The organism is Thiomicrorhabdus marina, assembly GCF_017571465.1.
GTDB classification, from domain to species: Bacteria; Pseudomonadota; Gammaproteobacteria; order Thiomicrospirales; family Thiomicrospiraceae; genus Thiomicrorhabdus; species Thiomicrorhabdus marina.
In genome coordinates this window covers 1-11,530 of record NZ_JAGETV010000044.1, presented here as the reverse complement: position 1 = coordinate 11,530, position 11,530 = coordinate 1, and the positions used below count along the sequence as shown (strand labels likewise).

The 11,530-nt window shown below is 43.4% G+C and carries 12 protein-coding genes; 3 read left to right on the top strand and 9 right to left on the bottom strand.

The genetic code is table 11. The features are described 5' to 3' along the window. Positions 1-317 precede the first annotated feature (317 nt). The 9 genes from J3998_RS12800 to J3998_RS12760 all read right to left on the bottom strand — a co-directional run bounded on the left by J3998_RS12800 (position 318) and on the right by J3998_RS12760 (position 9,238). Positions 318-1,040 carry a flagellar basal body L-ring protein FlgH gene (locus J3998_RS12800; protein ID WP_208151061.1) on the bottom strand — a complete coding sequence of 241 codons (723 nt, stop codon included), beginning with the start codon at positions 1,038-1,040 and terminating at the stop codon, positions 318-320. A gap of 35 nt (positions 1,041-1,075) precedes the next feature. Continuing rightward, positions 1,076-1,867 (bottom strand): flagellar basal-body rod protein FlgG, encoded by a 792-nt coding sequence (gene flgG, locus J3998_RS12795; protein WP_208151060.1) that lies wholly within the window; start codon positions 1,865-1,867, stop codon positions 1,076-1,078. 21 nt (positions 1,868-1,888) lie between these two features. Next, positions 1,889-2,632, bottom strand: coding sequence for a flagellar basal body rod protein FlgF (locus J3998_RS12790; RefSeq protein ID WP_208151059.1), 744 nt, complete (start codon positions 2,630-2,632; stop codon positions 1,889-1,891). Between the two features lie 480 nt (positions 2,633-3,112). Further along, a complete protein-coding gene (locus tag J3998_RS12785; RefSeq protein ID WP_208151058.1) occupies positions 3,113-4,753 on the bottom strand; it encodes a flagellar hook protein FlgE in 1,641 nt (546 codons plus the stop codon). 202 nt (positions 4,754-4,955) lie between these two features. After that, complete coding sequence (locus J3998_RS12780) at positions 4,956-5,657, bottom strand: flagellar hook assembly protein FlgD (protein ID WP_208151057.1); 702 nt, start codon at positions 5,655-5,657, stop codon at positions 4,956-4,958. Between the two features lie 24 nt (positions 5,658-5,681). Beyond that, entirely contained in the window at positions 5,682-6,092 is a 411-nt protein-coding gene (flgC, locus tag J3998_RS12775) for a flagellar basal body rod protein FlgC (protein WP_208151056.1), read from the bottom strand. Positions 6,093-6,116: 24 nt separating this feature from the next. Next, positions 6,117-6,515 (bottom strand): flagellar basal body rod protein FlgB, encoded by a 399-nt coding sequence (flgB, locus tag J3998_RS12770; protein ID WP_208151055.1) that lies wholly within the window; start codon positions 6,513-6,515, stop codon positions 6,117-6,119. Between the two features lie 333 nt (positions 6,516-6,848). Further along, positions 6,849-8,267, bottom strand: coding sequence for a hypothetical protein (locus tag J3998_RS12765; RefSeq protein WP_208151054.1), 1,419 nt, complete (start codon positions 8,265-8,267; stop codon positions 6,849-6,851). Continuing rightward, the gene (locus J3998_RS12760; protein WP_208151053.1) at positions 8,267-9,238 is read right to left on the bottom strand and encodes a chemotaxis protein; all 972 of its coding nucleotides are present in this window, start codon (positions 9,236-9,238) and stop codon (positions 8,267-8,269) included. The genes J3998_RS12765 and J3998_RS12760 overlap by 1 nt, the downstream gene beginning before the upstream one ends. 213 nt (positions 9,239-9,451) lie before the next feature. On the opposite strand from J3998_RS12760, the gene flgA reads away from it, so the two are divergent. The 3 genes from flgA (at position 9,452) to flgN (ending at position 11,346) form a co-directional block, all read left to right on the top strand. Further along, positions 9,452-10,237 carry a flagellar basal body P-ring formation chaperone FlgA gene (gene flgA, locus J3998_RS12755; protein WP_208151052.1) on the top strand — a complete coding sequence of 262 codons (786 nt, stop codon included), beginning with the start codon at positions 9,452-9,454 and terminating at the stop codon, positions 10,235-10,237. Positions 10,238-10,525: 288 nt separating this feature from the next. Then, on the top strand, positions 10,526-10,840 hold the full coding sequence (gene flgM, locus J3998_RS12750) for a flagellar biosynthesis anti-sigma factor FlgM (RefSeq protein ID WP_208151051.1): 315 nt from the start codon (positions 10,526-10,528) through the stop codon (positions 10,838-10,840). Positions 10,841-10,857: 17 nt separating this feature from the next. Beyond that, positions 10,858-11,346, top strand: a complete 489-nt coding sequence (gene flgN, locus J3998_RS12745; protein ID WP_208151050.1) for a flagellar export chaperone FlgN — start codon at positions 10,858-10,860, stop codon at positions 11,344-11,346. The last annotated feature ends 184 nt before the right edge of the window (positions 11,347-11,530 follow it).

Sequence of the window (11,530 nt, the reverse complement as noted above, 5' to 3'; positions counted from 1 at the left end):
TCAGCGAGGAGTTTGAAGAGATAAATTCTAGGCAGCGTTTGATAAGCATAGCCTTTGCTATGGTTGAGAGCGCTAACAACGAAGTTACTCTTCAAAGCCTCGCCCACAGAGGCTTTGTAAAATTTGTCTAAGCGGTGTTATCTGTTTTTGCCAGGTCTAGACATGACTGCAAACAGAAGCCTTGCTTAGCCTAAATTTTACTTTGCCTGAAGTCATTTGGACTTGTTCTGCGTTTCCCTAGCCAAAATTTTACTTTGCCTGAAGTCATTTGGACTCGTTCTGCGTTTCCCTAAATATGTTCTTTATCTTGCTTGTTGTTAGAACGGCCAATAACGATTCAACCATTCGGTTGCCACACCAGCGCGGGCAGTATCGCCGCTCATGCCAACATCTTTGTAGACTAAGCGCACATCAGCGACTTTTTGTGACGAAATCGTATTATCCGGTTGAATATCGTCTGGGCGAATAATACCGGCAAACTGTACGACTTCATCCCCTTCATGGATGGTGATCCACTTCTCGCCACGAATCATCAAGTTACCATTGGGAATCACCTCTACAACCGTCACCGAAATTGAGCCACTTAGGCTAGAGTTCTGCTTAACATCACTCTTGCCTGAGAAAGAACCATTCGATCCGTAACCAAGCCCAAGACCAACTGTGGCATTACTAACACCACCAACCACACTACCGACAACGCCTCCTGGAGAAGTAATGTTCAATGGCGCACTTATGCCATAATCTTGACTATTGGATTTGTCGTATTTGGCCTCGTCTTTTTTATTGGCAGTCATACTTTCATCAAGATTAATAGTAATAATATCGCCGATCCGATGCGCACGAGAATCATCAAATAACGTCATCGCCCCCGGCTGATACAGCGACCCATTGGTTGGCTGCTGCGGTTTAGGGATATTCACCGGATAACTCGGCGCATAATTTAATTCTTGATGACGCTGCGGCGTACTGCTACAACCAGTCAATTGTGCAACCATTACTAAGCCAAGTCCGGCGATAAATGTTTTCATTGTGTAATTCATAAGACCTCCTTAACGTTTTCTAGTCAAAAACGCTATTAGGTGTTGTTATTCAAGTACTGCATCATGCCGTTGGCGGCAGAAATCGCTTTCGAGTTCATTTCATAAGTTCGCTGCGCTTCAATCATGCCGATTAACTCTTCTACCGTATTCACATTAGAAGCTTCCAAAGCACCTTGCAGAACCGAACCGGCTTCAGCGGTATCAGGGTTATTGATATTTGGCGCACCGCTCGCAGTCGTTTCCGCAAAGAAGTTTTTACCAAGAGCTTCCAAACCTGCCGGATTAATAAAAGTTGCCAATTCAATTTGACCAATCTGGTTCTGCCCAACATTACCAGGCTGCGACACAAACACCGCACCGTCATTCGTAATGGAAATTTCAGTCGTATCCTGAGGAATATTGATATTCGGCTCTAACAAATAACCCGAAGAGGTTACGATGTCACCGTTTTGATTGACTTCAAAAGAGCCGTCACGGGTATACATCAAATTTCCATCCTGATCTAGCACTTGGAAAAAGCCCTTGCCTTCAACCATCAAATCCAGCTGATTATCCGTCACCATGACATTACCTTGGGTGTGGATTTTTTGAACCCCAATTGCTTTTACACCGGTTCCAAGTTGCAAGCCAGATGGCAGTGTATTCGCTTCATCTTGAGTAGCTTGCGCCCCCGGCTGACGAACATTTTGATAAATCAGATCATTAAATTCGGCACGACCGGCTTTAAAACCATAAGTATTGGCGTTAGCAATATTATTAGAGATAGCAGCAAGTCGAAATTGCTGAGCCTCTAAACCCGTTTTGGCAATATAGAGTGCGTGGTTCATAATCTTATCTCCTAAACTTTACTAGCGTACCGACAACAATGAGTCGGATTTCTGTGCGTGGTTTTTACTGGTTGCCATCATTTTGACTTGTAGCTCGTATTTACGAGACAGCTCAATCATATTGACCAGCGCTTCCGCAGTATTGACATTACTGGTTTCTAAAGCACCACTCACTACCGCAACATTTTCTTGGTTCAATTCCGGCGAGCCTTCGCGTTGACGGCTAAAACCATCTAACCCTTTATATAAATTCTGCACGTCCGGTTTCACCAAACGCAAGCGATCCAAAATCACTTGCTGATTACTTTGTGCACCGGCAGGAACAATCGAGATGGTTCCATCGTCACCGATGGTAATGCTTTCATAAGGTGGCACATTAATTGGCGCACCGCCTTCGTTTAAAATCGGATTCCCTTTAACATCAACCATATCGCCATTCGGTAAAACCTGTGCGCTGGCAGTACGAACATAGGCTTCATCGCCTCTTGGCGTTTGCACGGCCATAAAACCATCGCCGTGCGTTACCAAGTCTAATTCACGACCAGTCACCTTAATCGCGCCCGGCGTATAATCCGTTGCCGGACGCTCATCCAAGGCATAAGCGCGGGTATGCTGCCCCGGCCCTTCCATATGCTGTGCTCGAAAAATATTGAAGTCTTTCTTAAACCCATCGGTATTGGCATTTGCTAAATTATTCGAGTTATTCGCCTGCGAAAGCATGACTTCCTTAGCGCCACTCATTGCCACATATAACATCCGATCCATAATTCAGACTCCAACGTAAAAAATTAAAAAGAGAGAGCTTTACACAAGATAGATTCACAAATAAAAATGGTTAAAATTTGCCTGCTTGTTGTTGAAAAACCGGCCAATAGCTAGCTATTACCTGCGTTTCTCGCCTAAATCAGACTAATTTTCCCTCATTTTTCTATCGCGACCCACTCATGTAAAACTCTCGGAGATGTTTACCGCATCCTGCTCAACATCTCTGGTGACACTACAGTGTCAATTTTCAATCCATTGAGATTAACTTTTAATTAAAAAAGTTCCCTTATGTGTTAGCGATTTGACTCACTTATCTTTTTCAAAGGGTATTCAGCAGAGAGCGTGCCAAAAAAGAGCGTTTTTTAGAAAAAATTTCTCTAAAGATATTTAGAAATGGCCGTTAAAGAAGCTAACGGAAGAGAATATTCAGAACATAAAAAAGCCGGCAAAAAGTGCCGGCCTAGTAGATTCGCTAATTAACTATAGCTGTAGGATAGTTTGCGTTAGCTGCTGCGAAGTCGAGATAACTTGAGCAGACGCTTGGTACGTACGCTGTGTTTGGATCATATTGACCAATTCACCGGCAACATCCACATTCGAGTATTCAAGAGAACCGGCATTAATCGAACCGAAACCTGAATTCTGCGCAGTGCCTAGCTGTACCGCACCTGATGAAAATGACTCAGCATAGGTTTGACCACCCAATTTCGTCATCGCATTTTTATCAGTGAAGTTTGCCATTGCTAACTGAGCAACTGGAACTGAACGACCATTCGAGTAACGCGCTTCAATAACCCCATCTAAACTGGTATTCAAACCAATCAAATCACCCGTTGAATAACCATTTTGAGTTACGCCGCGGAGGTTGTTCGTTCCAGCAAATTGTGTCATATCATTGAAATCTAGCGCAATCTGGAAATTATCAGGCGTCGTCGTCTCACCACCAAGCGGGTCGGTAGCACCAGTCAATGGACTGTCAATCACAAAGTTCAAACTTGGTTGACCCGTTGTCGGCGTACCGACAGCAACCCAACCAGGCCCACTACTTAAATCTGTAGCATTCAACACAGGGGCGGTTGAACCTGGATCTTGATCTGCTGCACCAGTCACTGTCGTTGGGTCTGAGATGCCATCTTTATAATCAATCGGCTGGTAAGCGCCCATATAGTTACCATTTGTATCAAAACGCAACTCGTATACTTGACCAGCCGCCTGAGCACCAGTTCCATCTGGCGCTAATAAATTACCATCCGTTCCAGCTAAATGCCCTGTAATATTTCCTTCAGCATCTGTCACAGTGTATTGGACAATCCAAGAGGTGTATTTAACTGCACCCGGATCACCAGGGGCACCTAAAACCGCACCGTTTGCATCAGTCTGCGAATCGGCTACATCAACCACATCACGTTTGTAGTACGAAGCGTTTAACGTATGCTCGCCACCTAAGCTATCGTAAATGGTTTTCTTGGTAGTAAAATCGGGGAACCCTTGGTACGGACCGGCATTTGATTCTGGATATAACAGCTGCTGAAGGCTATCATCTGACCCTACTGAGCTATCATCTGTACCACCACTATTCAGGCCACCAGCGTAAAAATTAGTCTCCGCCTCCCCGTTAAGGTTAATATCAAAGGTCATTTCATCGGTGGCCTTTGGCGTTTTATTTAACTCATCCAAATCAATAGATGCCAAACTGGTATCAAACACTGGATTAGTTTCCGTAGATAGGGTTGAGTTTAAATTAAAACCTTGTACTTTATTGCCCGTCTGGTCAGTTAAAAAACCATCTTTATCGAGTTTAAATGAGCCGTTCCGAGTAAAGATATTTTCATAACGACCACTAACGTCTTCCAATACAAAGAAACCTTCGCCGTCAATGGCCATGTCCAGTTCACGTCCGGTACCGGTAATAGTCCCTTGGCTAAAATCTTGAGTGATTGAGTCTACACGCACACCATTACCCGGTGAGTTTTGTGCGCCTGAAAACAGGTCGGAAAACTCGGCACGCGAACTTTTAAAACCGACAGACTGTGAGTTTGCCAAGTTATTAGAAATAACACCTAAGCCGCTTGACGCTGCATTAATACCACTTAAAGCGTTTAAATCGTAAGCTACACCCATGATCATTCTCCTTGTGTGTCTTATTTTGTTTTTTTAAAACCTTTTTATTAAAGGTTTTAACTTCTTGGCCGTTAATACAGATAGCGGGCAAGTGTTGTAAATTAATTCGTTATTGTTGAACTGGTTTTAGCAATTGCGATGCCAACTTTTTAAGCCAAAAATCGCATTAAAAGCGGCAATTTTCGCCGCCTGTTAAATTGGTTTACCCACCAATTTCACGTACTTCGTCCATCGAAACACGCTCACCGGTTGCCAGTGTCAAAGTGACGGTACTGTCATCGGCAATACTTACCGTATTGACGCGAGAACCGACAATGGTATCTACCATTTGTACTTCACCTTCTTCATCAGTGCCGTACACAGTTAGACTGTAAACGCCCGAGCCGCGCTGATTGCCGTCCTGATCTAGTCCGTCCCAATCAACAATTTCTTCACCGCTCGATAGATCATCCAAAAATATCTCTTGAACCATGCCGTCATCATCGGAGATAACCACGGTGACATCTTGTAACGGCTGATCTAAATTAAGCGTTAATGGCGAAGGCTCTCCCGCTGTATGAGAAAAATCGTTACCGTTAACTTGTACGTTTTTGCCGATCATTGAGGCTGCCTGCATAGTCTGCATATTTTGGAAACTGGTCGTCATTGCCAAAATAGATTCATTCATTTTGGTGGTCGCTTCCAACTGACTCATTTGAGTCATATCAGTGACAAACTGGGTTGGATCCATCGGATCAGATGGGTCTTGATTCTGCAGCTGAGTGGTTAGCAAGCGCAAAAAGTCTGCTTGGTCTAGCGCGTTATTTGGTGCTGACGCAGCTGGATTTGAACTGGTTTGCGATTGTTCGATATAGCTGGTACTTGTGGTCGCGCCGGTTGCTGTTGGAACGGTATAATCTGCCATCTTAAAACTCCTTAATCTCTAAAATTACTTGCCTAGCTGGATAGTACGCAGCAGGAGTTGTTTTGAGGTATTCATTACTTCGATATTGGTTTCATAAGAACGCGATGCCGATAGCATATTTGCCATTTCCTCGGTCACATCAACATTCGGGCGGAAGATATAACCTTCCTCATTCGCCATCGGGTGATTTGGGCTGTACTCCATTTTTAACGGCGCTTGGTTTTCGACAATTTCTTTAACACGGACACCCATCGCAGGTTCATTCATATTACCTTCGAGAATGGTTTGGAAAACCGGCTGCTTGGAACGATAGGTATCCTCTTTATTGGAGCTGACACTATCAACGTTGGCCATATTCGAGGCGATGGTATTCAAACGCACAGTCTGCGCATGCATCCCTGATCCGGAAATATCTAAAACATTAAATAAAGACATAACTCTCTCCTAAATCCTTAAGGGCTACTCGCCTTTCAAAGCTCCACGAATACCTTGAATTTTGCTATCAATAAATTCCAAGGTCGCTTGATGTTGCATCGCATTTTCCATAAATTGCGCTTTTTCGATGTGCGCCTCGACCGTATTACCATCTAGAGAAGGCTGTGTCGGCATGCGATACTTTAAAAAATCTTGAGTGTTCATCAGTGATTCGCCGCTCATATGCTTACCACTCGTGCTGGTCATTGGCAGAGTATCTTTAGAAAACTTATCCTGTTCGGCACTTAAGGCTTGGCGGAAGTCGACATCACGCGCCTTATAATTCGGCGTATCTGCATTGGCTAAATTACTTGCCAGCACTTCGCCACGCAAAGTACGAACCTGTAGCGCTCTTTCATGAATTCCAAAAATCGAATCGGCCATGCCATTTCTCCCTTGCCAAAATTTTATTGCCACCACAGACTTAACAAATTTCTGACATTAAATCGTTTAAACTAACAAGGGATGTAACAAGGATGATGCCAAAAGTTGTATTTTTAGAACAAAAGACCTAAAGAAAATTTAAAAACCGCCGATAACAGCAGATACAGAAAGGTTTTAAGAATAGAAAAACAAAAGACGACAAACCCATCGTACGCATGAATTGCTACGGAAAAGTTTGCCGCTGTAAGAAGTCGTTACTCGCAATGACGATCATTACGAACCTAGTGAAACAATCTTTATTACTTAAACAGAATTAGGCGTTACTTGGGATTTTTACCAAGGGCGAACGCGGTCGCCGATTTGCACGACGTTTTTACTCACTTCCAATTCAGCAACCACAAAATCAGGGTGAAGTTCTGTTACTTTCAAAAAAGCACCTGGTTCGTACTCCGATCCCAAATTTCTACCGGCGAAGTTTACCGGAGCACCAATACGATGATAAACCGCCAAATCGTCTCCAACTTGCACGCCAGACTGATTATTTAGATACAGATAATATTTTCCGTCACGAATATCGATTACTTCGCTAGCAACACGCTTGCAATGTAGATAATCAAGCACATTATCAGCTTGTTGCTTCAGTAACTGATCAAAAGCTTTACCGGTATCGGTAGCAAAGAAAGCATTGGTTCCAAACATGCGGTCGCGACTAACACGCACATGACCTTTCACATCAAAACCGTTTCGCGCTTGATGAACCACTTTTTTGTCTAATAAATCAACTAAGTACCAATCTACTTCGATATAACGACTATCATCTTCTAAAGCATGGTTGTAATAACGCTGAATCTGCGTCCCCCATCCCTGATCTTCACGCTTACTCGCTGCGGAACGCAAAACACTCAGCACTGCATACTGGGCACCTGTGTCGTTATAAAGATTGGTCAATAGTTGCTGATCTAGATTTGGAGTAATCCGACGATTTTCTTGAACATCAATGCTGCGCTTTAACAAATGTACATTCTTTTGCCCTGCATCCTGCATACGGCGATCTAACTCTTGCTGATAACCATTTACCAGATTGCGCAAATCGCGCGCGCCGGCAACATCTTCAACCGCCAAAGGGGCAACGACTACCGACGGATAATATGATCGACCATTTAAATCCTGGCACATACCACGCTTAGAACTTAGACAAACATCCAGCTCCACCTCATAATTCAGCGGTTTTGGTTTGTCTTGACCATACATATCATATGGATCCTCAAGCCCTTCCCTGACTAAGGTATAACTCTCAACATGCGAACGACTGACAAAACGATCGTTTTCCAACAGCACCGATTGATTCTGCAAAGTAATATCGCTATTCACTTCCACATTGCGTTGCATGGTGGCGTTTTTCAATGCATCCTTAATCGCCATTTTTTTGGCGAACTCTATAGCCACATCTTTGGTTGGCGCCTGCCCTTTAACCACAAAACAGTTCGGCAACGCTTTAGGTTCTTGTTGAATAGCCATTGGAGTTTGCGAAGATTCTTGCTGGATGGGTTTTGACTCAGGAATCGGTTCGCAAACACCTTGAGCATTACGCTGGTATTTAACATTCGGCAAACACTCCTGCTCAGCTTCAGAACTTTTAAAAAAATCGAAATCGAAGGCCTGTGCTTGGGTAACCGCCAATGAACAGAGCAATGCCGACCCGATAAAAGCCTTAAAAACGGATAACCACTTCACTTGTCTTACCCAATTCATTAACCGGCCTTAGAGCCGCTTTCGGAAATCGCATCAATACGCGCCACAATGATTTTCGCCAACTGGTCTGCATGCCATTTCGAGATAAAGACATTCGCACCGACCTTTTCAGTCAACTTGTCATTAAATCCACCGCTTAGCGACGAGTTCAACACCACATACAAATCTTTCAAACGGTCATCTTTGCGAATACTAGAAGTTAATGTATAACCATCCATCTCCGGCATTTCAATATCCGAAATGACCATCAGAACCCTTTTACTAACCGGCAAAGCATTACCATGATCCGCCTCATCGGCCCAACCTTGTAATAACTCCAAAGCGCGCTTACCGTTATTAACGATTTTGAAAGAAATACCAAGATTCTCGAGAATATTCTTGAGCTGTGAACGCGCGACTGCGGAATCATCCGCACCCAACACAAAGAAGTTTTTGCCTTTGGTCTTAATTTCCGTGTTACTGACGTACTCTTCAGAAATTTCCGAACGGTTACCGGAGACTTCCACTAACACTTTCTCAACATCGACAATCTCGACAATTTGATCTTGCGCACGAGTAATACCGGTTAGGTAATTGATATTCTGTAAAGTCTCCGGCGGCGGCAAAATATCTTCCCAACGCAAATGCACAATGCGATCCACATCCTCGACCAGAAAACCTTGAATGGAACTATTAAACTCGGTGACAATAGTTAAACTCTCGGAATAATTCTCCGGCGCGATCGGCTCTAAATCTAATGCCATCGCCAAATCAATCATCGGCATGGTCTGACCACGAATATCGGCTACCCCGACAATCCGAGAGTCCGCTTTCGGAACCGGAGAAATTTTTGGCGTGCGAATGACTTCCCTTACCTTAAAAACATTAATCCCAAACAGCTGTGCTCCACGTATCGTAAACAACAACAATTCCATACGGTTCATGCCGGCGAGCGACGTACGCTGATCCACCCCTTTTAAAAAGCTAGACATGAATTTCTCCTTATCCTGTACAAGACTGACTGTGGTTCCGATCAAACGGCAAGTTATTATCTTAACTTGCCGCATGCCGAAAACCCAGTGTAATAAAGGCTCTGCCAAGATGTTAATTCAGGCAGATTACCCGTATTTTGATGAATACAGGATGTAAAGCAAAGCATAAGCCAACATTCCAAAAAACGGTGACTCTATTTATCGGCATCTAATTTGCTTGGAACGATTTATCACTCACAAGCAAACCTTGAAATTATGATTGGATGCGACAAAACAACAACTTTTCGGATACTGCTGACATTTATTTGTCTCCTACTGTTATCCGTATCGCCGAACAGTTACTCTCAAGAAAACCAGCATACACAACAGTCATTAACTGAACTGCAACGACTGGTTTTTGACTATATCAAAGAAAAAACCAACAGCAACCCGACGCAGGAAGTTTATGAAGCGGAAATCAGCGTACGTCCTTTGAGTAGTAATTTACGCCTTGGAAAATGCCAAAGCGAACTACAGTTAAACGACCGTAATCCTGATGACTATTTAGGTCGTATGACTATTGGCGTCAGTTGCGAGGCGCCAAAATGGCAGGTTTACATTCCGGCTGAGGTTAACGGTAAAACCAAGGTTGTCGTAACCACTCGCGCCTTAGTAAAACAGAGCACCATTGGCGCACAAGATATAGAAGAGATTCTCATGCCTTATCGAAATGCACCTCGCGGCGGTTTAGAACGTGCAGAAACGGCTATTGGTATGCGAACCAAACGAGCAATTGGTACCAATACGCCATTACGTATTCGCGATTTACAGCCGGCATTTATTGTATTTAAGAAACGCGCGGTCAACATTGTCACCAATATTGGAGCAGTCAAAGTGACAACTCGTGGAATCGCCCAAGACAATGCGGTCAAAGACGAGCAGGTAGCCGTCAAAAACTTGTCATCCGGCAAGCTGATTCGAGGCATAGTTATTGCTCCAAACACGGTATACGTACCCTAAAGAATTTATCGAATGTACCGTTATAGAGATTGAGATCAATTATGGTAAACTTTGTGCTATTGTAAATTTCAAATAAAAAGAATAGGTTAGGACATGACTGAAGTCTTTTTTCAAACGATTTACACACGCGTTACTGTAGAAAAAGCACTGAATGTAAAAAAAATTTAATTTTTTACAATTTTTACTAAAGTTTTTCTAACAGTAGCCGCTATAACCATTAACAGCGGTGAGTTGTTAAAAGTTAAAACAGCATAAACCCGACTCTAGATTTATCAAGAGGCTAATAAAATGGATATTAAAAATATAAATACCCCAGCAGTCAGTGGTCGAAATAATGACCCTGCAAAACCTGCAAATGGGGACGTGGCTTCTTCGAAGCCGGCGGCTACCAGCGAAATTGAAAGCAATGTCGATAAAGTAACTTTGACGGATGTACAGGGTCAATTACGCGCTTTGGAACAAAAAGCAATGAATGTTCACTCTGAAAATTCGGATCGTATCGCACAGCTGCGCGAAGCGATTAATAACGGTTCTTACAAAGTCGATGCTGAAAAAGTAGCTGACAAGTTAATGCAAACCGAAGCGATGTTCGCACGCTTCTAACAATTTAAGGAAACCTTGTGGCTTCGAACACTTTTGACTCAACCGTAAAACAAGTCATCTCACTGCTATCACCAGTAGTCGATGACTTTTTTGCATGCTTACAGGAAGAGTCGAAGATTATCGCCAAAGGTACGGTTCAAGAGATTGAAACGATTTCCGAAAACAAACAGAAAATTGCTCAGAAGCTTGAACAAGCATCGCAAAAAGTCGCCCCCGCTCTAGATAAATTCGATTGCGATTTACAAACTTTGCTCAGCGCTCAAAACGATGCAATTGCTAAACTTGATCAAACAACACTCTCTGCTCTGCAAAACCTTTCAAATAAACTGACAGAGAGTTTTGAACTTAATCAAGCCAATGGCATCTCAGTGCAGACCCTGAGTAAAATCAACCGTTTTACACTTGATCTTATTACCGGCAAAGACCAGAAAGTCAAACTGTATGGTTCTAAAGGCACCACGGAATCCGGCAAACCTTCCGCCGGAGCAAAACTCGGTGAAGCTTAGGGAAGCGCAGAACAAGTCCAAATGGCTTCAGGCAAAGTAAAATTTAGGCTAAGCAAGGCGTCTGTTTGTGGTCATGTCTAGACCTGACAAAAAGAGACAACACCGCTTAACCAAATTTTGCAAAGCCCCTACGGGCGAGGTTTGGAAGCGTCACTTCGTTGTTAGGCTTCTTAACCATAGCGAT